Source organism: Paenibacillus sp. cl123, from assembly GCF_900101595.1.
Taxonomy (GTDB): Bacteria; Bacillota; Bacilli; order Paenibacillales; family NBRC-103111; genus Paenibacillus_G.
In genome coordinates, this window is record NZ_FMYY01000002.1 from 193237 (window position 1) to 217852 (window position 24616).

The 24616-nt window shown below is 55.8% G+C and carries 13 protein-coding genes and 1 pseudogene; 10 read left to right on the plus strand and 4 right to left on the minus strand.

The window, feature by feature from the left end:
• The first annotated feature begins 55 nt into the window (after positions 1-55).
• Positions 56-6217, plus strand: a complete 6162-nt coding sequence (locus BLR08_RS05010) for an OmpL47-type beta-barrel domain-containing protein (protein WP_072327592.1) — start codon at positions 56-58, stop codon at positions 6215-6217.
• 158 nt (positions 6218-6375) lie between these two features.
• Here the strand turns inward: BLR08_RS05010 and BLR08_RS05015 are convergent.
• Together BLR08_RS05015 and BLR08_RS32085 are read right to left on the minus strand one after the other, a co-directional pair.
• A pseudogene (locus tag BLR08_RS05015) lies at positions 6376-7932 on the minus strand (catalase); the annotation flags it as partial.
• A gap of 204 nt (positions 7933-8136) precedes the next feature.
• Positions 8137-8304: a DUF3973 domain-containing protein gene (locus BLR08_RS32085; protein ID WP_176835416.1), complete on the minus strand. Its 168-nt coding sequence runs from the start codon at positions 8302-8304 to the stop codon at positions 8137-8139.
• A gap of 554 nt (positions 8305-8858) precedes the next feature.
• Here BLR08_RS32085 and BLR08_RS05020 point away from each other — a divergent pair.
• The 7 genes from BLR08_RS05020 (at position 8859) to BLR08_RS05050 (ending at position 18450) form a co-directional block, all read left to right on the plus strand.
• Positions 8859-9338, plus strand: a complete 480-nt coding sequence (locus BLR08_RS05020) for a ferric iron uptake transcriptional regulator (protein ID WP_072327590.1) — start codon at positions 8859-8861, stop codon at positions 9336-9338.
• A 202-nt stretch (positions 9339-9540) separates the two neighbouring features.
• Positions 9541-12882 (plus strand): DEAD/DEAH box helicase, encoded by a 3342-nt coding sequence (locus tag BLR08_RS05025; protein WP_072327589.1) that lies wholly within the window; start codon positions 9541-9543, stop codon positions 12880-12882.
• Between the two features lie 97 nt (positions 12883-12979).
• Positions 12980-14005 carry an Rpn family recombination-promoting nuclease/putative transposase gene (locus BLR08_RS05030; RefSeq protein ID WP_176835417.1) on the plus strand — a complete coding sequence of 342 codons (1026 nt, stop codon included), beginning with the start codon at positions 12980-12982 and terminating at the stop codon, positions 14003-14005.
• A 355-nt stretch (positions 14006-14360) separates the two neighbouring features.
• On the plus strand, positions 14361-15503 hold the full coding sequence (locus tag BLR08_RS05035; RefSeq protein ID WP_072327797.1) for a polysaccharide deacetylase family protein: 1143 nt from the start codon (positions 14361-14363) through the stop codon (positions 15501-15503).
• Positions 15504-15744: 241 nt separating this feature from the next.
• The gene (locus tag BLR08_RS05040; protein ID WP_072327588.1) at positions 15745-16059 is read left to right on the plus strand and encodes a phasin family protein; all 315 of its coding nucleotides are present in this window, start codon (positions 15745-15747) and stop codon (positions 16057-16059) included.
• A 34-nt stretch (positions 16060-16093) separates the two neighbouring features.
• Positions 16094-17767 carry an ABC1 kinase family protein gene (locus BLR08_RS05045; protein WP_176835418.1) on the plus strand — a complete coding sequence of 558 codons (1674 nt, stop codon included), beginning with the start codon at positions 16094-16096 and terminating at the stop codon, positions 17765-17767.
• Between the two features lie 407 nt (positions 17768-18174).
• Positions 18175-18450: a hypothetical protein gene (locus tag BLR08_RS05050; protein WP_072327587.1), complete on the plus strand. Its 276-nt coding sequence runs from the start codon at positions 18175-18177 to the stop codon at positions 18448-18450.
• Positions 18451-18670: 220 nt separating this feature from the next.
• Here BLR08_RS05050 and BLR08_RS05055 read toward each other — a convergent pair whose 3' ends face one another.
• Both BLR08_RS05055 and BLR08_RS05060 read right to left on the minus strand, forming a co-directional pair.
• Positions 18671-19075 (minus strand): CBS domain-containing protein, encoded by a 405-nt coding sequence (locus BLR08_RS05055; protein WP_072327586.1) that lies wholly within the window; start codon positions 19073-19075, stop codon positions 18671-18673.
• 242 nt (positions 19076-19317) lie between these two features.
• The gene (locus tag BLR08_RS05060; RefSeq protein WP_083536577.1) at positions 19318-21951 is read right to left on the minus strand and encodes a PAS domain S-box protein; all 2634 of its coding nucleotides are present in this window, start codon (positions 21949-21951) and stop codon (positions 19318-19320) included.
• An 827-nt stretch (positions 21952-22778) separates the two neighbouring features.
• Between BLR08_RS05060 and BLR08_RS05065 the strand changes: the two genes are divergently transcribed.
• A complete protein-coding gene (locus BLR08_RS05065) occupies positions 22779-23990 on the plus strand; it encodes an MFS transporter (protein WP_072327585.1) in 1212 nt (403 codons plus the stop codon).
• A gap of 99 nt (positions 23991-24089) precedes the next feature.
• Positions 24090-24371, plus strand: coding sequence for a DUF2277 domain-containing protein (locus BLR08_RS05070; RefSeq protein ID WP_072327584.1), 282 nt, complete (start codon positions 24090-24092; stop codon positions 24369-24371).
• Positions 24372-24616 lie beyond the last annotated feature (245 nt).

Sequence of the window (24616 nt, forward strand, 5' to 3'; positions counted from 1 at the left end):
GGCAGCCGGATGCGTGCGGCTATGGATAAATGTTCTGCAAAGGGGGAGGGATCGTATGTATAAGCGAAATTTACGAAGAAAGGGGCAGCAAAAAATCTGTTTATTGATGATTGCTTGTTTGCTGGGCGTGCTGCTTCCGGTACCGGAGGCGGCAGGGGCTGTCCCGGCGCAAGCAGAGCAGGTATCGTTCTATGAAAATTTTGAAAGCGCAACCAACCGATGGGACGGAAGCGGCTGGGTCAAAGAGCCGGATGTGGAAGCGGGCTCCCAGGTCGGCGTATTGTCCTCGTCGAACGGTCAATATCCGACCGTGCGGGTGAAGCCGGGGGCATGGACCGGCTATGCCGACACCAATGCGGACTATACGTATTCCTTCAGGGCCAGAGCTGAGGAGGCGGCCTCCGGCGCGCCTAAGTTTATCCGCACGATCTTCCGTTACGACGTCTCTGCAGGGAGCGCGCCCAATTATTATTATTTCGAGGTGCGTCCTGGGGTCAAGTCCGTTTATTTCGGCAAATACGCGGGAGGCGTCGATACCCGCCTGTCCGGTCCTTATCCGATCGGCGGCAAGCTGCCTGAATTTGGCGAGAACTTCTGGTTCGACTACACGGTTGCGGTTTCGGGAGACCGGTTCGCGCTTTCCATCGGCGGAGCGCTGATCGCCGAGGTGTCGGATGGCTCCTATGCCCGGGGGACGATCGGATTTGCCGTGAAAAATGCGGTGCTGCGGGTCGATGAAGTCCGAGTCGTGGCGGGTCAGCCGCCCGGACCGCAGATCAATCATACGCCGCCGGCCGGCATGCAGGCGGGGACGCCGCTGACGATCACCGCCTCGATCTATGAGCCGACGGTATCCTCCTCCGTGTACGCGGCAGGGACGCTTACGGCGGAAGTCTTCTACGGGTATGGGGAAGCGGAGCCCGTGCAAGCCGTAACGATGCACGGTACGGGCGGCTCCCAGTACGCGGCGACGATTCCGGCCTCGGCCGTCGGGCCGCTGCATTACTATATCCGCGCGGTCGGCAGCGAGGGACGGACGTCTACGAGCCCTGCGGCCGGCGTTTATACGGTTCCGGTGGAGACCGCTCATCTGGCGGTAACCCATACGCCTCCTGCAAGCGTCCCCTATAACGCCGATGCTGCGGGTACGTTTGCCTTAAGCGGCCTGGCCGAGGGCTCTACCGTCGTGGCCGGCGTCTATTACCGGTACGGCAGCGAGACCGCGTTGTCCTACGCGGAGGCTGTGCAGGCGGAGGACAGCTTCTCCTTCGTCATTCCGGGCACGAATCAGCATAGCAGCGTCAGCTATTATATCGAAGCCCGCGGCTCTGACGGGTCCGTAGGCCGGTCGCCGGAGACGGGGGAGCATACGTATGCGGTGCGCCCGTTTGTACGTTATTTTACGGACTTTGAGCAGGATCAGGTCGGAAGCATGCCCGTCAACTGGGCCAAACGCGGGAGCCTGGCGGAAGTCGGCGTCTATGACGACGGGAGCGGCAACAAGGTGCTGCGCTTCGCCAGCAAGAAGGATGGCGACAATGCCTCCGCCAAGCTTGTGCATTCGCTGTACCAGAACCTTGATCACGTCAAAGTAAAATTCCGGGCCAAATACGTCAACCGCAATCCGAACCCAAGCACGTTCTATAATTTATGGCGGCTGCGTTACAGGGCTTCGGACAACGGCTTGTACAACACGATGGAATGGTCGACCCATAATACGAAATATATCATGTTCCGCCGTACGCCGGAGGGCGGTTATACGAACGGCAATTATTACCGGTCGGCTCCGGACGAATGGCATACGTATGAAGTCGAAGCCTCCGGCATTCACCACCGGCTCCTGATCGATGGCGAGGAGGTGATCTCATTCGACGACTTCTCCGAGGATGCGCCGAAGAAGGGATTCCTGCAGTTCGACACGGTGAATGGGCTGGAGCTGCTGATCGACGATCTGGAGATTACGCCGCTGCCGCCGCCGTTCACATTCTATGCTCAGCCGTCCGGAGGATATGCCGGGATCTATGAGGCGGGCGAGCCGGTCGGACTGGATGTTACGGCGGGCTCGGGTCCTCAGCCGCAGGCGTTCAAGGTCACCTATTCGCTCTCGCGCGCCGACGGCAGCCGGGAGGAGGTCGCGGCAGGCAGCCGGGTGCTGACGCTGGCCCCGAACTCGCAGCTGACGGAGACGATCGGGCTTGAGCCGGCGCCGCAGGCTATCGGCACTTATGATCTGCGGGTAGAGCTGGAGGTGGACGGCGTCCAGGCTCCGGAGAAAACGAGAGTGATGCGGATAGCTCTGGTCCGCCGTACGGCGGCGATCAGTCAGCCGGATCTGGAGCATGCGAGCAAGTTCGGCTTCAACACCGGCTACGATCCGACCTGGGATGACGATATGCTGGACAGCGTGGCGGAGATGGGCGTCCGGCACGCGCGGCAGGAGTTCGACTGGGCGCCGGTCGATCGCAACAACGGAGCTTATGATTTCTCGGCTTACGATGAGATCGTCCAGCATATGGGGGAACGGGGCATCACGGTTTCTCCCATCATGGGGATCGCGACCAATGGCGCGTACGATAGCCCGGGCGTGGTCGATACACCAGCAGCGCTGGAGGCGCTCGGCGCTTTCACCCGCGAGCTGGTAGGGCGCTACAAAGGGAAAATCCGCAGGTGGGAGATGCCCAACGAGCCGGAGCTTGCTTTCCGTCCGTATATTCCGCAAGAGCTTGTTCAGGTGCAGAAAACGTTCTACCGGAACATGAAACAGGCCGATTTCGACGCCGTGCTGATGGCCGGCGACCATACGTCAGGCGTCGTAGGCGTGCTGCCAGGCGAGCTGGAGCTTGGCTCCTACGCATACGCCGATGCCTTCTCCTACCACAGGTACACGTATGGCGTCATGCCCGACGGCTTCATTCAGCAGCAGACCGGCGGCGTCCAGGAGCTGGTGAATGAGCTGGGCGGCTGGAAGGACCTGTATGTCACGGAATCGGGATGGCCGACGGCGCTGGCCGGCTATCCGAGTGTCAGCCAGGAGGCCCAGCGGGATTATGTGGTGCGAGGGTTTCTGATCGATATGATTTCCGACCGGACGGCCGGACTCTATCATTTCACCTGGAAAAATGCCGGCTTCGACGATAACTTTTACAACACCAGCTTCGGCATAACGGATGGCAACGGACGGCCCAAGCTGGCGTATGCGGCGCTGAACACGCTGATGACTACGCTGGACCGGGCGTTGTATGCCGGCAAGCTGGATACCGGCGACCCGACGATCGAGGCGCATGTGTTCCTGAACCGGGGAGAGCCGGTGGCCGCTTTGTGGAAGAAGGTCAATTACGATACGGAGCCGGTGGAAAGCGCGCCCGTATCTACCGTATCGCTGACAGCGGAAGGAACGGCGCCGCCTCCGGTGTTGACCCGGGTCGATGTCAATGGCAACGAAAGCGCCCTGGCTGCGGAGGGCGGTGTTTATACGCTGACTGTGGGCGGCTCTCCCGTCTATCTGACAGGGCTTAGTCCGCAGATGCTGTACCGTTCGGCCCGGACGCTGCTGACTGAGCGTCTGGCCGATGTCACCGGCAAGCTGCAGGCTTCGGCGGCTGCCGTGGACGGAGCGTCCGCAGCGGCGGAGATTGCCGAGGCGGGTCGGATTCACGGCGAGCTGGAGCTTGCGCTGCAAAGCGCGGACCCGGCCGCCCGGGCGGCGGGCATCGAGCAGGCGCTCGGCGACGTGTATACGCTGATGGCGGCAGTGGCCGATCGGGCCGGCAGCGGCTCGTTGCACCGCAACCGCGCCTACGTTGCGCTGGAGGCGCTGTACGATTACGCGGAGCGCGCCGCGATGTCTCTGGCAGCCGGGCAGACTGAGCTTGGAGTGAGCGAGGTGGCGCTGGATTATGCCGCCGTCCTTGGCTCCGAAGGGACGACGGACAGCGGAACGGCCCGGTATGCCTACGAGCAGAAGACGGGAGGACATGGGCTGATGCCCGTATCGACCTCCGCGCTGATGCGGGCGAATCGTTACGGCAGACTGGCGGAACAATCGGTGGCCGAAGGGGATGAAGCGCTCGGCTACACGTATAATGTGCTGGCGCGTCAATTCGCTGGAGCCGTCCGGCATATGATCGCGTCCGAACCGGTCATTTCCACCGCAATTACGATGTCCGCCGAGCAGGTGTACGGCGATATTGAAGCGGGCGATGACAGAGAAGTCAAGCTCACCCTGACCAACCGGACGTCTGCGGCCAAGACGGCCTCCCTCCGTTTACTCGTACCGGATGGCTGGGAGAGCGTGCAGACGGGCGATCAGGAGGCAACGCTGCCGATCGAAGGCGGAGCCGCTGTGCCGCATCTGTTCTCAGTCCGCGCTCCGTCCGATGCCGTGAGGGGCATCTACCATGCCACCGTCGTGCTTGAGCTTGACGGCGTGCAGACGGATCTGATCAAGATCAGGCTGAACCTGACCGATGCGATCGGGACCCGGCTGATGCCGGTTACGGTGCCGATTCAGCAGCTGGAGGAAGTAACCGTCCGGCTGACCGGCACATCCCGCAGCGCCAAAAGCGGCCGCGTGCAGCTCAAGGGGCCGAACGGGACGGCGCTGGAGCCGGTGCAGCCGGGCGGCGATGTATTCGAACTGCAGCCCGGGCAGACGAAGGATCTGAAGTTCCGCTGGACCGATCAAACGGATCGTCCTTTCCGAGAGTATCGGTGCGAGCTGACTGTAATCGATACGGAGAGCGGCGCGCTTATCTTCAGCGATGATGAGGCTCCCCTCGATTTCCTGCTCATCCAGAAGGCGGGGCAAGGGCTGAGCATAGACGGGGATTTGAGCGATTGGAAGGATGCGTTTCCGTTTCACCTGCGGGGCGCGGAGCGCAATGCGACTGGGTCGTACGATCCGGAGGACCTGGATGCGACTGCTTACTTGAAGTGGGATGAGCAGAATCTGTACCTGGCCGTCAAGGTGACCGACGATATCCACAAAGCTTCGGAGCCGCCGTCAGGCATATGGAAAAACGATTCCATTCAGGTAACGCTGGACCCCCTGAACGACAAGGGCGGCACCTACCGGTCGGATGACGTCGATTTCGGCCTGGCGCTGAATGATTTCCGTCAGAAGCTCGGTTATGTTTTCGCCGCTTCGCCGCCGAATCGCACAGGGGATATTTCCACCGCGATTCCATTCCAGATTGAGCGCAGCGACCAATCCCGCGAAACAGTGTATGAGGTGCAGATTCCCGGCAATTCCATCGTCCACGATCTGCAATCCCGGCTGTCGGAAGGCAAACTGATCGGGTTCAACGTCGTGGTGGGAGACGCCGATTTCCAGGAGGGCCGCCAAAACTATGTCGGTTGGACCAAAGGAATCGCCGACAGCAAAAATCCGGGCTTGTACGACAGCTTCCTCCTGGTAGACGCTCCCTATACGGAGCCTTCAGGAGATACGGAACCTCCTGTGACGGAGCATGCGGTGGAAGGGGAGCGTCGCGGCGAATGGTATGTGTCGGATGCGCTTGTCTCCCTGTCGGCGGAAGACGCGGATTCCGGCGTGAGCGCCGTTTATTACAGATTGGACGAAGGAACAGGCTGGACCCGGTATGAGGAGCCGCTGCTCATTTCGGAAGAAGGCGTTCACCGCATCGATTATTATGCCGAGGACAACGCAGGCAATCGGGAGAGCGCGAAGACGGCCGCCGTGCAGTTGGACCGCACCGGTCCCAATATAGCCGACTTGCCGCGCACCGGATACCGCCAGATCGAGAAGATCAAGCTCGAGCCTGCGGCTGCGGACCCGCTCAGCGGCGTCGCTTCGGTGGAGCTGTTCTTCGATGGCGTTCAGGTCACTGCCCCGGCGGCATTCCCGGCCGCCACGCTGGCTCCCGGTCCTCATACTTTGCAGGTAAAGGCGACTGACAGAGCCGGCCATGTCGGCTCGCGCACCTTCCCGGTAACGGTGAGCGTAACGCTGGCGGAGCTTGACGATATCATCGCGCAGGGCAGAAGCGACGGACGCATCCGTCTGTCGTCCGTATCGGCTAGCCTGATCGCCAAGGCGAAACTGGCGGCAAGCATGCCGGACGGCTCGGCGCCGCAGCTTCTCCTGCTGCTGTCCATGAAGCTGGAAATTCAGACTTATGCAGGCAGCGGCTTGATCTCCGCTCCTTTCGCGGCGCTGCTGCAGCAGGATATTGCCTATTTGTCCGGTGCGGATTGATGGCGGGCTTGGATTGCGGCTGCTGACCAGGCCGCTAAGGGCAGAAGCGGAAGAGCAAGGCGAGGAAGGCAGGTTATGAGGGGTAACGGGGAGAGGCGAAGGGGCCTCTCCCCGCACCGAACCGGATGAGCGCAAGGCAAGGAAGTCTGCGCGACGGCTCAATAGCCGTCGCTTGGCAGGCCGGATCGTTCGGCACGGACAGCGCCTTCCTGCTGGGCGACAGAGCCGATATGTCCAGTTTGCTCCCGGTCCGCATGAGCCAGGCTGTCAGCTACCCGGCGTCCGTAAGCGGGATCGGCTTGAGTGAAATAGCCGATCATGCGCTCGCGGATGTCGGGTTTGCAAATTTTGAGCGCGTTCGTCAGATTGCGGATAAGCTCCTCTTGCTCCTCCGGGCTGAACCGGCGGAACGTCTCGCCGGCTTGGGCGAAATCCAGCGTCCGCTCAAGCTTCTGCCGTACAAGGCGAGCATGGTAGAGAGGCTCATGCGGTTTGCCGGTAGTCGGGGCTTCTTTCAAGCCTCCGAGCGAGGATGGCTCATAATTGACATGCGGACTTTGTTTCGCCGCCCGGTCGACGATGAACGCCATCTGGCCGTCCCGCTGATTGGTGGCTACATGAGTTTTAGGCGCATTGACCGGCAGCTGCAAATAGTTCGTGCCGACGCGGTGCCGCTGCGTATCCGAGTAAGAAAAGGTCCGTCCCTGCAGCAGCTTGTCATCGGAGAAGTCCAGTCCATCGACCAGCACGCCTGTGCCGAAGGCCGCCTGCTCGACCTCGGCGAAGTAATTTTCCGGATTTTTGTTCAGCACCATCCTGCCGACAGGAAGGAAGGGGAACTGCTCATGATCCCACAGCTTGGTCGGATCAAGGGGGTCGAAATCAAGCTCGGGATGCTCATCGTCGCTCATGATTTGCACGCAGAGCTCCCATTCGGGATAATCGCCTTTTTCAATGGCTTCATACAGATCCTGGGTGGCGTGACTCGTGTTTTTCGCCTGAATCTCTTCGGCTTCCGCTTGGGTCAAATTGCGGATTCCCTGCTTCAGCGGCTCCCAGTGATATTTCACCAGCACGGCCCCGCCCTCGCTGTTCACCCATTTGTAAGTGTTCACACCGGAACCCTGCATCTGGCGGTAGTTAGCCGGAATCCCCCAAGGTGAGAAGAGAAAAGTTACCATATGCGTCGCTTCGGGAGAAAGGGAGAGAAAGTCGAACATCCGCTCCGGATTTTGCAGGTTGTTAACCGGATCGGGACGGAAGGCATGGACCATATCCGGGAATTTCAGCGGGTCGCGGATGAAAAAAATCTTCAGGTTGTTCCCGACCAAATCCCAGTTGCCGTCCTCGGTGTAGAACTTGGTGGCGAAGCCGCGCGGGTCCCGGAAAGTTTCAGGCGAATGTCCCCCGTGCACGACGGAAGAAAAACGGACGAATACCGGCGTGCGTTTGCCTTTCTCCTGGAACAGCTTGGCGCGGGTGTAACGGGATACAGGCTCGGAGCCGACAGTGCCGTAAGCTTCAAAATATCCGTGCGCTCCCGCTCCGCGGGCATGAACGACACGCTCGGGAATGCGTTCGCGGTCAAAATGCGAGATCTTTTCAATATAATGGTAGTTCTCCAATGTGGATGGCCCGCGGTCGCCGATCGTGCGGATATTCTGATTGTCCGAGATCGGATGTCCCTGTCTATCCGTTAATGTAATGTCTTGCTCTTTGCCGTTTTCCATAAACATCCTCCGTTGGTCAAATTCTCACATAGCCTGCTTCTGGAACGCGCAAATTATTCAGGCTTGCTACAAGTTGATCCGCTGGAGAGCAGGACAATCGGGCTGTTCGGCTGCCATAAGAAAAAAGCTCCTGATCAGGAGCTTTTTCGAGAATGCATTCGTAGGTTAGCGGTCTTGGGAAAAAGCCTGCTAGCATGCAGGCTTGCGCCACTCGGGATTGGGATGCTCGCTCATCGGGGAGCAAATGCCGGCCTTGTAAAGGATTTGGTCGATGTAACGAAATCCGGAGTTGTATATGCGTTCATGAGTGGAATAGTCAAGCGGATGCAATCGACAGCAGCTTAGACAATAATACATGGTTCGACTCCCTTCAACATGTTTCTGCCATCTATTAAACCCTGTATGGCGATTTGAAACCCTAGTTGTCGGAATATGACGGGAGTATGTGTGAAGATGAAACAACCCGGCCGCTGGCCGGGTTATTCAACTTGATGACAGGCGCGATCTATCCGAACATTTCTACGATACTTTGGATAAGAAGGAAAGGGAGGGCGGCAAAGCCAAACAAACCGAATACCATGCCTTTTACGACCGACTTGATGTTGTCCATGACATTCATCTCCAAACCGATATTTATTTTGTCTAATATGTGAACAGTGTAATTAAAATTCAGTTTTTTGTCAACGCTAAATATTTTAGTGTTAAAATATATGGGCGCATGACAGATCCGAACTTTCTATGTTAAAATAACAACGTATCATTGTTTATTGAGTTGAAGTGAAGACAGGTAGTCATGGCCTGCTTTAACATGGAGGACGCTTTGTTTTGCTGACGTAAATATTACGAGTAGAAGCGGCGGTTCACTTAACAGGAGTCGGGCCTTGAAGGCATAGATGGGGAGGTGTCCTCCGATGGTGAGCATCGTGGACGAGATTGACAAGCTTAAGCAGCAGTTGATGCTGAAGGGGCATAAGCTTACCCCGCAGCGGGAGGTAACCTTAAGAGTGTTGCTGGAGAACGAGGCGGATCATCTGAGCGCCGAGGATGTCTTTATGCTGGTCAAAGAGAGATTCCCGGATATAGGACTTGCTACGGTGTACCGCACACTGGAGCTTCTGGCTGAGCTTCATATTGTGGAGAAGATGAATTTTGGCGACGGCGTCGCCCGCTTCGATCTTCGCAGCGATGATCATGATCATATGCATCATCATCTGATCTGTCATACATGCGGGGCTTTGAATGAAATCAAGGATGACTGGCTCCTCGAGCTGGAGGAACGACTTCTGCGCGAATACGGTTTTCAAGTGACGGATCATCGCCTGGATTTTATCGGCAATTACCATGCCTGTAAAAGCGGGGACTGCCGCAAGGAGTGCGGTGTCGTTTCCTGATACTGCATGAGCAGTCCCCTGACGTCCTGCCGGTTTGCCGCTTACAGCGGCTGCCCGGCAGGGCGTTTTTCGTTAGAAGTCCGGTGGCCAAATGGCCGGAAGCCGAAGGGGAGTTTGAAACTGCGAATGGAATCCCCCATCGACAGTATGCCGCAGACCGCTCACCGGTTTTTTTGGAATGATAAGGAAAGGGGGATGATTTATGAGTTTTCAGCTGACCGAACGAATCATTAAGCTGTTGTGCGATCCTGCCGCCTTCCGGAAGGGAAAGACGCATTTGCGTTCAGGCAGAGTCAGCCTTAGAGCGCGCGACCCGGAAGACCCGGTTTGCGAAGCGGTTGTCCGGGACAACGAGCATCATCAGGTATCGGTAGAGATCGACGCTCATGGGAACGTGTACGCCGGCTGCTCTTGTCCGGAGTTTTCGAAACAAGAGCAGTATTGCGAGCATATCGCGTCCGTGCTTCTCTATAAGATGCGCCAGGATGAGGACGATCATTCCCAGGCTCGCTTGCGATCGCCCGCGTCGAGTTTATCTCCGGCAGAAACTGTCAGGACAAAACCGGATGCCCCGGGAGCAGGGAATTCCGGCAGGCCTGAAGAGGAGGGAATGCTCGCTCAGACGGTGCTTGGTTTATTTGCCGGAAGACCGCTCAGGCGCAGCATGCTCCGCACGGTGGCGGATGGCCGAACGAAGCTTGAGACAGAGTTTATTCTCAGTTCCTTCCACGCCGGCAAAGGTAAATATATGTTTGGCTTGGAGCTGAGGCTGGGGGCCAAAAAGCCGTACGTCGTCTCCCGCATCCGTGAGCTGCTCGAGCGCATCGGCGCTCAGGAGAGCTGCGCGTTTTCCAAGCATTTTGCCTATGATCCCGACCGGCACACCTTCCGTGCCGAAGACGACGCCGTCTTGCAGGAGCTGATCCGCGTCTTGCGCAATGAACAATTATACCGGGAGACGGTCAGCCTGTATCCGTCCTTCGATGCGGGTAAAAGCGGCGAGCGCATGCTGCTCATCCCTCCGGCATCCTGGGCTGCTCTGCTTCCGCTGCTTGTGAAGGCGCCCGGAGGCAGGTTTATGGCTGCAAGCGGCTCCTTGAGCGGCATTCAACTCGCTGACGAACCGCTCCCCCTCGTCTTTGAATTCGATGCCAGACGGGAAAAGCCGCGGGGGAGTTATCAGCTGACCGTTCAAGGATTGGACGAGCTGACTGTGATGGAAGCTTATGGAATGGTGTGCGCCGGAGGCAAGCTGCTGAAAGTCTCTGCCGACGCATGCAAGCAGCTTGCCGACTTGAAGTCGGCTTTGCTGGCGTCACACGGCCATACCATTCCGATCCCGGCGGGGCAGATGGAGACGTTTATGGATAAGGTCGTTCCCGGCTTGATGAAGCTGGGGACGGTTCGGATCGCGCAGGAAATATCCGACCGGGTGCTGCAGACGGCGCTGCTGGCCAAGCTTTATCTGGATCGCGTGAAGGATCGCCTGCTCGCCGGATTGGAATTTCATTACGGGGATATCGTGATTAATCCGCTCGAGAGCGGGGAAAATGCGCGCGGTGCTGACCGGATTCTGATGCGGGACGGAGAGAGGGAACGCCGTATCCTTGAACTGATGGAAAGCGCGTCGTTCGCCAAGACGGAAAGCGGATATGTGCTGGATGACGAAGAGGCCGAATACGAATTTCTGTACCATGTCTTGCCGCAGCTGGAGAAGCTCGTTCGCGTCTATGCGACCTCGGCGGTGAAGATCAGAGTGCTTCCGGCGCCGGTCACGCCGCGTATAAGGGTCGATATCGACGAACGCACCGACTGGCTGGAATGCTCCTTCGATATGGCTGGCATCCCCGAAGCGGCTGTCCGCGAGGTGCTTGCTTCGCTGGAGGAGAAGCGCAGATATTACCGGCTTCCGAACGGCGCTTTGCTGCCGTTGGAAACCGAGGCGTTTCAGGAGATCGTCCGGTTCATCAACGCCATGGGGCCGTACAAGGGAGATCTGAATAGCGCGTCGTTCAGGCTTCCCGTCTCACGCGGTCTTCATCTGCTGGATTCGTCTGACCCGCTGGGCACGGTTAGCCTGGGCAAATCGCTGCGTCAGCTGCTCGACCATATCCGAAATCCCGATCAACTGGACTTCCCCGTGCCGGAAAGTCTGAGCGGCGTGCTCCGCGGCTATCAGACCTACGGGTATCAATGGATGAAGACGCTCGCCTTTTACCGGTTCGGCGGCATATTGGCAGACGACATGGGGCTTGGAAAAACCCTGCAGAGCATATCGTTTCTCGTATCTGTGCTCCCCGAGATACGCGGACAGAGCATGCCTGCTATCGTCGTTTCCCCTGCGTCCCTGGTCTATAACTGGTACAGCGAGCTGAAAAAATTCGCTCCGGAGATCAGAACCCTTATCGCTGACGGGAGCCCGAATGAACGCAGCGCGGCTCTGGAGGGCGGCATAAGCGGACCGCTCGGCCAAGCGGATGTCATCCTGACTTCCTATCCGCTTCTGCGCCGGGATGCGGAGCTGTATGCGAAGCATACGTTTCATACGCTTCTTCTGGATGAAGCCCAGGCATTCAAAAATCATGCCACGCAAACCGCGCAGGCGGTCAAGGCGCTCCAGGCCAAGCACCGCTTTGCGCTCACCGGGACGCCTATAGAAAACGGTCTGGACGAGCTGTGGTCGATTATGGATGCTGTATTCCCTCAGTTGTTTTCGGATAAGCGAGCGTTCGAGGAGCTGCCGCGGGAGACGATAGCTCGCCGTATCCGCCCCTTTCTGCTGCGCAGGCTGAAGACAGATGTCTTGAAGGAGCTGCCGGAGAAAATCGAGACCGTGCAGACGACCGGGCTGCTGCCCGAGCAGAAGAAGCTCTATACGGCGTATCTTGCCAAGCTTCAGAAAGAAGCGTTGAAGCATCTGAGCGAAGACGGCTTCAGGAACAACCGCATTCGCATTCTTGCCGGTCTGACCCGGCTTCGCCAGCTTTGCTGTCATCCGGCCTTGTTCGTCGAAGGCTATGACGGAGGCTCGGCCAAGTTTGAGCAGCTGCTGGAGATCGTGGAGGAATGCCGAAGCGCCGGGAAGCGTATGCTTATATTTTCCCAATTTACCGAGATGCTGGGTCTGATTCGCCGGGAGCTGGGCTATCGGGGAGTGCCGCTGTTTTATTTGGACGGGGCCACACCGGCTTCGGAGCGGGTTGAGCTGTGCGAAAGGTTCAATGACGGCGAGCGTGACGTGTTCCTGATCTCGTTAAAGGCGGGAGGAACAGGACTGAATCTGACTGGGGCGGATACGGTCGTTCTGTATGATCTGTGGTGGAATCCTGCTGTGGAGCAGCAGGCGGCTGACCGCGCGCATCGGATGGGACAGAAGCAGGTTGTCCAGGTCATTCGTCTCATCACGCAGGGGACGGTGGAGGAGAAGATGTTTAAGCTGCAGCAGAGCAAGAAGCATTTGACCGATGAGGTGATTCAGCCTGGTCATGAGTCTTTGTCTACGCTGTCCGAGCAGGAGCTTCGCGAGATATTGATGCTCGACTGAGGGGCGTTGGGGCGAAGTCCAAGCAGAACGTTTGTTTCATTTTAGCGCTAGATCACGTATAATGAATACAAGGGCGAGGTCAAATTGGAGTGATGTTGTGGACGATGTGAATCAGGAGCCAGTTGAAGGAATTCACCATCAGCATGACAAGGCATACAAGTATCTGCTGTCCAGCAAGCGTGTGTTCGTAGAGCTGCTCCAGAGCTTTGTCGATCAAGGCTGGGTCACTCGAATTGACGAAGAACATTTGACCAAGGTAGACAAATCTTATATTTTGCATGATTTTCGGGAAAAGGAAGCCGATCTGGTATATCAGCTGCACCTGAATGACCGGAACATTATTTTTTATGTGCTGCTGGAGATGCAATCCCGTGTAGATTTCCAAATGCCCTATCGTCTGCTCCAGTACATGACGGAAATATGGCGGGATGTGCTCAAAAATACGGATAAGCTGGAAGCGGCGCGCAAGGATTTCAGGCTGCCCGCGGTTGTGCCGATCGTTCTATACAATGGCGAAGCCGCCTGGACGGCATGCCGAAGCTTTCGGGAAACGCTGGACGGCCAGGAATGGTTTGGCGGGGAGCTTCTTGACTTTCGGTATATCCTCATCGATATTCATAAGTATAACGAAGAACAATTGCTTCGCTTGTCCAACTTTATTGGGGCCGTATTTTTATTGGAGCGCAAGCCTGATATTTACACGTTCATCGAGCAGATGGAGCAACTGATCGGCGTTCTCGAGCGAATGGACGATGATCTGTTCCCGATGTTCCAGACTTGGATGAAACTCATCACGTATTCTGGATTATCGGAATCGAGCAGAACTAAAATGAACGACATCTTGGGCAAATATGCAAGGCCGAGGGAGGTCAGGACGATGATATCGAAATTCGAAAAGGCGTTTGAGGGATTTGAGGACAGGGCCATGCAAAGGGGCTACGAGCAGGGGATCGAACGGGGGGAGCAGAATGCCAAGGTAGATGTGGCGCTGCGTCTGCTGAGTAAGGGTTTGGATATAGATATCATTGCCGATGCCACCGGATTTACCCGCGCTGAGCTTGAGGCTTTGAAAAGCAAGAGTCAAGCTGCCAAAGACGACCGTGAGTCTGGTCAAGCGCATTGATAAAAGGTATCCTCGGTCATGGAATTGGACTGGAGGATACCTATTTTTATCCTAGGATACATAGGATATTGTTCGACGCCGTAAGGCGTTAATCCTAGCTCATAGCATGTCTAACCAGAGCGGAGGTTTACGGAAATCCGCGACTTCGAAAACGGCCGGAGGTCCCGTGCCCACTCCCGCTTGCGCACAAATATAAGGCATGCACACAGAGGTTTTATGGGCCGGCTGGCTGCGGTGTTTTTCAATGTGCCCTGCCTGCATCCCCAAGCTTGAGCAGGAAATCGCAGCCGCGCATAGAATTATTACCTTTGATCCGCTAAGCTCCAGCAGCTTGAAGAATCAGAAAGGTGTTTCTATGCATACTTATACACGGAAAACCAAAGCTTTTTGTGCCGCTATGTTCACCCTATTAGGGATGATCCTGCTTTTTCCCGTCTTTGTCAGTTCGGCGTCGGCTCAAGCGAATGAACCGGAGTTATGGATCGGGGTCAATGACGAACGTCCGGACTTCGGGACGATTCCTCCTGAGGTACATAGCGGGGTTTCCTTCGCACCGGTCCGACCGCTCGCAGATGCGATGCAGATCAAGCTTGAGACGGCGGAGCGTCAGCTCACATTGTCGTCAGCGGGGCGTACGCTGAAGCTGCTGTATGACGATAATCTGGCGATTAATGATCAGGAGCAGACTTTCGTCATGTGGCAATTTTTGCGCCGGGACGAGGTGATGGTGCCGGTCGCTTATATCGCCGGCTATTTTGGCTACGAGCTGTCCGTATTCCCTGACATTCCGCTGCTCCGGCTGACCAGCGGCGCGGCGGCATTAAGCGACGAGCAGTTCGCTGAGCAGGTGAGGGAGGCGATCGCTCAGGAGCGTGAGGCTAGAAAACCGCCGATTTATCTTACTTTCGATGACGGACCCTCCAAAAGCACGATGGACCTGCTGGATTGTTTGAAAGCCTATGAAGCCAAAGCAACCTTCTTCATGCTGGGCGGCCATATGACTGCTTATCCGGACGCCGTGCAGCGCCTGGTCCGCGAAGGGCATCAGCCGGGTCTTCACAGCATGACGCATGAAAGCGACAAGTTTTACCGCACGCCGAAATCGGCCCTTGAGGAAATGAATCAGGCCAATAAACGGCTCCAGAAAATAACGGAGACAAGGACCACGCTGATTCGGACGCCGTATGGAAGCAAGCCGCTGTTCACGGAAGCTTACCGGGATACGACCGCGCAGGCGGGCTACCATCTCTGGGATTGGAACGTAGATTCCAACGATTGGCGGTACACGCAGGAGCCGGAGAAGCTGTACGAGAACGTGCTGGCGGACATTCGACGCTTGAAAGCCAAGCAGACGACACCGATCGTTCTGTTCCATGATCAGGCGGCAACGGTCTCGGTACTGCCGCGAATTCTCGAAGCGCTGCGTGAGGATGGGTATAGATTCGCTCCCTTGAGCGAGGATATGGAGCCGGTTAACTTCTGGCATGATCTCAGGTGACATGCGCAAGCGCACAAGCGCCGACCGGCCATGGAGAGCAAGAGAGCTTACCGCTGGTCTTGCTCTGCCGTCACCGCAGTATTTTCGGATATACTCATGCATAGCTAACCGGCCGTATGATCTTTAATTTCGACAGACTCAGCGTTTTTTTCAATCCCAAGTATTCATGATTCCCTGTGGTGGTAATATAAGTAAGACAGGTACGGAAGTGTTAGAACAACAAACAAGGAGCTGGACGTAGATGAAGGACTTATTCAATCGTGCGATATCTCTGGGGTTCGGGCTGGCTGCGGAGAGCAAGGAGCAGATCGAGAAGGCGGTTGAGGAGCTTGTCAAAAAAGGCGAGGTCAGCCGGAACGAATCGTCCGATATGGTGGACGAGCTTGTCCGCAAGGGAGAAGAGGCGCGGCAAAAAATGGAGTCGGTCGTCAGCGAACGCGTGCAGGCCATCATCGGCGAGAAAAAATGGGCCACGAAAGAGGAGGTCGCCCTGCTGGCGAAACGTCTGGACCGGTTAGAGCAGCTGCTGGCAGAACGAGGCGAGCCGAACAGCTAGAGAGGGCAAGGCACGGCGCCTGGGAGGGAAGACGATGATTGTGAGAAGAAGGCTCCGCCATCTTCAGCGATTCCGGAAAATCGCTGCCGCGCTTGTCCGCAACGGATTCGGCTTTGTGGTGCACGAGCTTGGATTTTCGGAGACGGTGACCTTCTTTCGCGGCGGATCGCAAGAAGATATCCATAAAAAAACGGTCAATGAACGCGTTCGCCTCATTCTGGAGGAACTGGGCCCGACCTTCGTCAAGCTGGGGCAAATCGCGAGTACCCGTCCCGACTTGATCCCGGCCGACCTGATCGCGGAGCTGGAACAATTGCAGGATAAGGTGCCGCCCTTCTCCTATGAGGAGGCCGTGCGGATCATAGAAGAAGAGCTCGGCGACAGCATCGGCGAGCTCTTCGCCGAATTCGAGCCGCATCCGGTCGCTTCCGCTTCGATCGGGCAAGTGCATAAGGCCAAGCTGCCGGACGGAACGGTTGTGGCGGTGAAGGTTCAGCGCCCCCGGATCACGGCCATGATCGAGGCGGATCTCGATATTCTCGCAGAGCTGTCGCGGATCGCCGAAAACCGGCTGGAATGGGCAAAGCTTTACCGGCTGGGGGAAATTGTGGAAGAGCTGACCAAGTCGCTCAGAGCGGAGCTTGACTATATGGCCGAGGCGCGCAACGGCGAGAAGTTTGCGGACCAATGCAAGCGGATGGAGCATGTGAGCGTGCCCGAAATATACAGGGAGTATGGCTCACGTAAAGTGTTAACGATGGAATTTATGACAGGAATCCGCTTGTCCGAGCCTGCGCTGCTGGATCAAGCGGGAATCGATCGCACGCTCATCGCGAGCAGGCTGGCCTCCGCCATTTTTCACCAAATTCTGGTGGAGGGCTTCTTTCATGGCGATCCGCATCCCGGCAATGTCCTAGTGCTGCCTGACGGCCGTTTGGGCTTGCTGGACTTCGGTATGGTCGGACGGCTGTCGCCTGAGATGAAGAAGCATTTTGCTTCACTCGTCATCGCGCTCCGCAACCAGAGCTCCAAAGGTATTTTACGCGCCATCACTAAGATGGGCATCGTTCCTGACGATGTGAATGCGGTATCCCTTCGCGCCGATGTGGATGAGTTAAGGGATAAATATTACAAGATTCCATTCAGTCAGGTGCGCATGGGGGAAGCGGTCAATGATCTTTTCGGCGTGGCCTTCCGCCATCGCATCCGGATTCCTGCCGAGATGACTCTGCTGGGTAAAACGCTGCTGACGATGGAGGGCGTCGTCACCTCCCTGGATCCGAGCTTCAGCGTCTTCGACGTGGCCGAGCCTTATGGGCGCCGGATGTTCCGAGAGCAGTTCGATCTGGGCAAGCTGGCGAAAAAATGGATCGAGGATACCCCCGATTACATGGATCTCATAACCGAAGTGCCGCTCAGCCTGAAAAGCTTGAGCACCTTTGTTCAAAGAGGAAAGCTGCGGGTCGAAATTACAGCGCCGGAGCTGACGGCCTTATTGAATAAAATGGACCGCATTACGAACAAAATGTCGTTCAGCATCGTGCTTCTGTCCCTCAGCATCATCATGGTCGGACTTATTATCGGATCGTCCATGGGGCACCAAGAATCGATGCTGTGGAGATTCCCCGTCATCGAGATCGGACTCGGCATCGCCGCCGTTCTCGTGCTTTGGCTTGTTTATGCTATATTTAAGTCGGGCAGGTTCTGACTGCCGGGCGTCTCGCCGGCATACCAGCAGCTTGCCGTCCATTATCTTTATATCAAGATAGCTTTCACGTCTTTCGTAATCGGCAGGAAGATTATATAATACTAGAGGAAGCAACTCATGTGAAAAAGGTGGTCTAACTCCCGATGTTCAAATGCCCGGCATGTCTAAAGCCGACCGAATTGCAAATGCGCCGCTGTTCCCATTGCGGAAACGTGCTGAAATTTTCGGTTGCCGAAAAATTCGATATGCTTGCCGAGTCCGTGGAAGCCGCCCTGAAGAAAGAGCTTGAGACCCGGAAATGGAAAAGAAACTGAGCGGCGGAGCCGTTTCAGTGGTTCTGAAGGTCGTTTACGCAGAGAACCGGATACGTATGTATCCAAACCAATAAGTGCTGGAGGCAACCGAACATGGCCCTGAAGAAGAAATCTATCGTAGAAACATCGGATAAACTGAATCATTCCACGAATGTGCTGCTCAAAAGATGGGCGGGACTGAGCGGGCTGTACGGATACAAAGATATGGGACTGGAAGAAGTGGTGGCCTTATTCGAGTCGAATGGCTGGAAGGTTGTCATCGACGATTCGGCGAGCCCTAACCGGACCGTAGAGCTGTATAAGGAAGAGAAGCGGGTGCGCAAGGAGAAATTTGTCGTGGACGAAGCGGGCCGCGTACGCATGGTGTAGTCTGACGCCCGAATGGAACGTGCCTGATCGCCCGGAATAGCCAGACCCGGCATATAAAACTTCATGCAACGCCCTAAGACAGGGCCCCTGCTGCCGGCAGGAGGTCCTGTTTTGCTTCTCAGAAAGATATGCTCCGGTGATTGTTCGATTTCGTGGGTTACGCACGGCTTCAAAAGAGGTCTTGAGGCGTTTATCCCCGGCTGCTGAATAAAAGCCAAGGTCAGTCGGTAATGTTTCTTGTGTAATATTCGATAATGTCCTTGCGGCGGATGATGCCCAGAAAGACGCGGTCGTCGTCGACGACAGGAACAAAGTTTTGATCGGCAGCCAGAGCAAGCATATCTTCCATGTGAGCGTGAATCGAAACGCACTCATTGTAGATCCGCTTTTTGATGTCGATGACCCGGACCTGATCCATGTTCTCGAAGTTTAGGCCGGGCGTATTCTTCAGCTTCCACAGCAGGTCGCCCTCGGATAATGTCCCTATATATTTGCCTTCGCTGTCGATGATGGGAATGGCTGTATAGTGATGAAGCTCCAACTGCTCCATCGCTTCCCGCATGGATACCGAGGAAGTGATGAACGATACCTCGTCCTTAGGAAGAAGAAAAGATCCTATTTTCATGGCCATGACTCCTTTGCTCTGTATTTCTATACGCTATATCTATTAAACCACACTTTTCTAGGGTTACGCATTGAAAATTGGTTCCATATGAGAAAAAGATGTGGCAATAAAGGGGAAATTTTGGTGATGGACTGCAAAAGCTTGACCATGGCATTAAACGACGAGGGAAACCAGAAAAGCAAGAAAAACCGCCCGGACGCCGCCGGACGGAAGTAAGCAGGCGCCCGGCGTGCCAGGGCGGCCTAAAGATATAAGGATCTGTTATACTTCTCAAACTTCTGTATCATGCTCGACACAACTTCAAGCTTGGTCGGCTTCGCAATATATTCGTCCATGCCTGCGGCGATACATCTCTCGCGATCGCCGGAGAGGGCGTTCGCCGTAACCGCTACGATGAACGGACATCTGTGGAGGGGCATGGATTGCTTAATCCGCTTGGTCGCCTCCAAGCCGTCCATTTGCGGCATCTGCATGTCCATAAATACGATATCGTATCTTTGCTGCTGCACGGCTTGCACGGCTTCCATGCCGTTTTTCACTGTCGTAACATGATGACCGAGCGATTCGAGCATCCTGCGCAGGACGAGCTGGTTGATTTCATTGTCCTCTGCGACCAGCAGCGAGAGGGGGCGGGAATATTTCAGCATCTCCCCGCTTGAGCTTGTTGCCTTCGCGGATGTGGGGAGCCATTCATTCAGCCAGATCGTGAAGACGATCTTGGTCCCCGGTCCATCGGTTTGCTCCACCCATATCTTTCCGTTCATCATGTGTACAAGCTTCTTCGTAATCGCCAGTCCCAGGCCCGTACCTTCCGTCTTCCGCGTCATAAAGTGATCCAATTGATAAAAGGGATCGAAGACCATCTCGGCCTGTTCCTTCGGAATGCCGATGCCGGTGTCTCGCACAGCTATCTGCAGCTGTACTTGGCCGGAGCGGCGGTCCATCAGCTCGATGGACAAATCGATGCCGCCCACCAAGGTGAATTTGATCGAGTTGCCTATTAAGTTGATCAATATCTGCTTGATCCGGGCCGGATCGCCGACCAGCGAAGCAGGAACCTGCGGATCGATCGTATGCGAGAAGGAGAGCTGCTTCTTCTGTGCGGTTTGGGACAAAAGATCCAACGTTTCTTCTGTGATCTCGCGAAGATCCAAAGCCTCCTGGCGCAATGAGGCTGTGCCGGATTCAATTTTGGAAAAATCCAGTATGTCGTTGATGATCATGAGCAGCGTACTGCCGCTTTTTCGGATAATTTCAACATATTCCTTCTGAACATCGCTTAGCTGTGTCGTTTGCGTCAGCAGATCGGCCATGCCGATTACTCCGTTCATTGGCGTGCGGATCTCATGGCTCATCATGGATAAAAATTCGCTTTTCGCCCGGTTGGTGCTTTCGGCAGCTTCCTTGGCGATCATAAGCTTGCGCTGTTCCGTTATGTCCTTGACGATCACATAATACCCGACAGTTTTCTGGTTGATGACGATCGGCGCGAGCGTCAGGATCACATCGGATATATGTCCGTCCGGCCCTTTGAGCTGCTTGGATAACTCGGCCTGGATCGGATCATTGGCCAGGTAATACAAGATATCCGCCCCAACGTAGAGCGAGATGTTGGAGCCGGCCATCTGGGATGCCGTCCGGCCTGTCAGCTTCTCAGCGGCATTATTGGCATTGATGATATTGCCCTCCAGGTCGAGCGAAATAATGCCGTCATGATTATATTTCTTGAGCGAGGTGTAGCGTTCGACGCTCTCCTTCAGCTGCAGCTCGATCCGCTTGCGTTCGGTAATATCCTGCACGGTGCCGCCCATCTTGATATGCTTGCCGCTGCTGTCATTGGTGAGTTTGCCCAGAATATGAAGATGCTTGACAGCACCGTCTTCTGTGACATGTCTGAACTCCAGCGTCATCGTCTCACCGGTGAAGATCCGGTCTACTTCCCGACGTACGAGTCCTTGATCGTCCGGATGGACCAGACGAAGCAGGTCTTGCGGGTTATGCCAGGAGAAGCTGTCCGGGTCCAGATTGAAAATGCGGTACATCTGCTCGGATAAAGTCAGCTTCTGGGTGATCATATCCCACTCCCAGCTGCCGAGCAACGTAATGCGCTGCGCCTCCGCCAAGATGTCCTCCTTGCGCTTCCTGTCCGTGATGTCTCTCGCGATCCCCAATACTTGTGCCGGTTCTCCCTGGGCGCTGCGGATTATCTTGTACGTGCATTCTAGCCAAACATAGTACCCTTCTTTGTGCCGCAGACGGAAGCAGAGCAAGCCCTCGTCCGCAAAGGTCCGAGCCTGCAGCTCAGCCAGGTCGTCCGGATGATAGTAGTCAAGGTTCTTCTTGCCGATAAGCTCCTCGGGGGCATATCCCAGCAGCTTGGTGACCGAAGGCGTCAAAGATAGGCATATGCCGTCCGGCGTACCTATATAAATAATGTCCTGAGCATGCTTATTCATCAACCCGGCCAGATCGTTTTTTCCAGGTTCCTCCAGGATGTGAGGCTGCCCGGATGCCGGTTGAACGAAATACAAAAAGTATTTCGGGGTGTCTTGTCCTTCCCTGATTGCCTGGGCGTGAATGAGAACCCGAATCCAGCCCCCTTGATGTTTCGCATAACGTTGCTCGTATGGCGGACAGGGGAGGCCGCTCGCCAGCATATGCCGGACCGCCTCTTCGTTCGCAGTCGTATCGTCCGGATGGATGCGGGTGCTCCATGCTTCTTCAAGCGCTTGTGCGCTGTCATATCCGAGCAGCTTGCACAAGGCAAGGTTTGCCTTCAGCATCCTGCCGTCCGGCGCAAGCAAAGCCGCACCTACAGGCATGCCGGCGTAGGCTTGATCAAAAATGGCGGAAGTGTCCGCTAGATGAAGTGACATGAAATCTCCGGCCTCCTATGCTGAAAATGTATAGCGAGTTTTGCTGGAACTCTTCATATCAAAAACATATAAAGCTATTTTAACATGAGAGCGTCCAGAAAACGAGATTTGCGTGCCAAGTACTGGACTGAAATTTACCGGATCGTGCCGCATACGGCCCGCGCAACGGCATACGGAATCGGTCTGGACAAGCTGAGCATGTCGCACATATTTACAGCGGCGCCGGGTTCAGGGGATAAATGTATGGGTCGAAGGAATTTTAAGGAAATAAAAGAGAGGCGGAGAAATAAGGGGAATTTTAGGCGAAAATGCGCATAGACGGATAATTCTGAATATTTACAATAATATAATAATAGACTATAGTTAGAGGCAAGAAAGCCAACTACTTACGCTGACAAGTTTCAATTCGGAATCGGATATCGCCGGTCCGGATTGAATTTCACCCTTAAACACTTCTTGCTTTTGGAAAGGTGGCGTTTCCATTGGACAACGTTAGCGAAGCGTGCCTCAGATAACGGCATGCGGGGTGCTTACCGAAATCTTAAGAAGAATGGAGTGCTGTTGGCAAATTGAATAGGAATAAGAAAGCGTAGGGACCTCCGGTTATCATGGATAAGCGGGGGCCCTATTTGTGTTGTCTGCTGCAGCTGCTGTAAAGCGGGACGTCTGTTTGAGCGGGTAGACGATGCGGACATTAGTCATATCGGCCGGAATCTAGTAAACTGGATAAAGGAGCTGAGAAGCGCGCCGCCCATTCTGCAGGAAGCCCGGCAGCGGGCAGGCCAGATGTAAAACGCACAACGTACATAAGGAAATCAGGTGATGACATGCATGCTTGGAAACGAACGTTTTGGATTCTTTTCGCCGGGGTGCTGCTCTGCAGCTCCAGCTACACGATGGCCGTTCCTTTTCTGCCCTTGTTCTTATTCGAGCTCGGAGTCGATGCGGATTCCGTTCATCTATGGTCCGGGATCGTTTATTCTTCCGCTTTCTTTATGGGCGCGCTCATGGCGCCGTTATGGGGTTCGCTGGCGGATAAGTACGGGAAGAAGAAAATGGTCGTGCGCGCCGGCATCAGCCTGGCAGTGATCTATGGCCTGATAGCTGCGGTGCAAACTCCGTGGCAGTTGATCGGCGTGCGCCTGCTGCACGGCTTCGTAGGCGGTTTTGTGCCTGCCTCGATGTCGATCGTCGCCTCGACAGCACCGGAGAAACAGCTTGGCTGGAGCCTCGGGATGATGCAGGCGGGTACGATGACCGGAGGAATTATGGGACCGCTGGTCGGCGGTTTTTTGGCCGAATGGTTCGGGCTGAGGATGTCGTTTGTCGTGGCGGCGGCTATTATTTTGGCAGCGGCCATCGCTGTCATCGTGTGGGTGAAGGAAGGAGAGAGGGCAGCTGCTCCGGAAAAGTCCGCCAAAGTGGGGCTTACGCATACCTGGAAGGAAGCTTTCAAGCGGCCCGCTCTTTTGCCTCTGCTGCTGCTGCTCGTCGTATTTCAGCTGTCCGTCAACATGATCCAGCCGGTGCTGACGCTGCATATTGCAGATATTCAGGGCAAGCTGGAGGGGGCGGTATTGACATCCGGCATTATTTTTTCGATCATTGGACTGGCCGGCATTGTGGCATCCCCGTTCTGGGGAAAGAAGGGGCAGGTCCATGAGTATTCCTCCATCATGTGCTTATGTCTGCTGGCGGCCGGGTCTGTGGTCATGCTGCAATTTTTCGTTGACCGGCTTTGGCTGTTTACGACCGTGCAGTTTGTATTCGGTTTTTTCATGGCGGGTGTCGTTCCTTCCGTCAATACGCTGGTCGTTCGGGCGACCGACGCCGAATTCCGCGGCCGGTCATTTGGCTTGACAACAAGCGCCAATCAGCTTGGCGCGATGATCGGACCTTTGATAGGCGGCGCAGTCGGTTTGTATTGGAATGTGAATGGGGTGTTTGTCATTACCGGGATGCTGCTGTGCTTGGCTGGCTCGGCCGTGTATGCCTTACCCAAGCTGAACGCTTCCAGGTCCCGTCATCTCCAAGGGTAGGGGACGCCTTATCCCTTGCCAGGTCATCGGGAGGCACGCCGTCACAGGGGCTCAACCGCTTATGCAAGCCTATATTATTTCAGGAATGGAGCATGCGGCATGTGCAGAAATATTAAGACCTTGTTCAACTTCGAGCCTCCTGCTACGGAGGAAGAGATTCAGGCGGCCTCCCTGCAGTTTGTGCGGAAGCTAACCGGCTTCAACACGCCATCCAAGGCTAACGAGGAGGCATTCCATCGCGCCGTCAAGGAAGTGGCGGAAGCGGCAGGACATCTGCTGGATTCTCTGGTTACCCAGGCCGAGCCCCGCAACCGCGAGGTGGAGATCGAACGAGCCAAGGCACGCAACGCGAAACGGTTCGGAACCGAGTCCGCGACATGAGCGAGCCGCCAAAAAGCCTGACGTCCCCAAGATGAGACGCCAGGCTTTTTGGCGTGCGAAGGGAGCTAGCGGTGGCGGCAGAAAGCCCGTTCCGGCCGCTGTTCTCACTCCGAGCTTTGGGGGGCGCACAGCGCTGTGCTCCTCGCAGGCGAGGCAAGCTGCTGCGCAGCGCTGGCGCGTATAAGAAATCTCATGCCGAGCTTGCTCGAAATTTGCCTTTATTTCGACAAAATCCATGCTTTATC

Bases quoted from the DNA above. Each gene is read 5' to 3' on its own strand.
- BLR08_RS05040 (WP_072327588.1), top strand. From the start codon at position 15,745: ATGAAGGACTTATTCAATCGTGCGATATCTCTGGGGTTCGGGCTGGCT.
- BLR08_RS05050 (WP_072327587.1), top strand. From the start codon at position 18,175: ATGGCCCTGAAGAAGAAATCTATCGTAGAAACATCGGATAAACTGAAT.
- BLR08_RS05010 (WP_072327592.1), top strand. From the start codon at position 56: ATGTATAAGCGAAATTTACGAAGAAAGGGGCAGCAAAAAATCTGTTTA.
- BLR08_RS05025 (WP_072327589.1), top strand. From the start codon at position 9,541: ATGAGTTTTCAGCTGACCGAACGAATCATTAAGCTGTTGTGCGATCCT.
- BLR08_RS05035 (WP_072327797.1), top strand. From the start codon at position 14,361: ATGCATACTTATACACGGAAAACCAAAGCTTTTTGTGCCGCTATGTTC.
- BLR08_RS05070 (WP_072327584.1), top strand. From the start codon at position 24,090: ATGTGCAGAAATATTAAGACCTTGTTCAACTTCGAGCCTCCTGCTACG.
- BLR08_RS05055 (WP_072327586.1), bottom strand. From the start codon at position 19,075: ATGAAAATAGGATCTTTTCTTCTTCCTAAGGACGAGGTATCGTTCATC.
- BLR08_RS05045 (WP_176835418.1), top strand. From the start codon at position 16,094: ATGATTGTGAGAAGAAGGCTCCGCCATCTTCAGCGATTCCGGAAAATC.
- BLR08_RS32085 (WP_176835416.1), bottom strand. From the start codon at position 8,304: ATGTATTATTGTCTAAGCTGCTGTCGATTGCATCCGCTTGACTATTCC.
- BLR08_RS05060 (WP_083536577.1), bottom strand. From the start codon at position 21,951: ATGTCACTTCATCTAGCGGACACTTCCGCCATTTTTGATCAAGCCTAC.
- BLR08_RS05020 (WP_072327590.1), top strand. From the start codon at position 8,859: ATGGTGAGCATCGTGGACGAGATTGACAAGCTTAAGCAGCAGTTGATG.
- BLR08_RS05065 (WP_072327585.1), top strand. From the start codon at position 22,779: ATGCATGCTTGGAAACGAACGTTTTGGATTCTTTTCGCCGGGGTGCTG.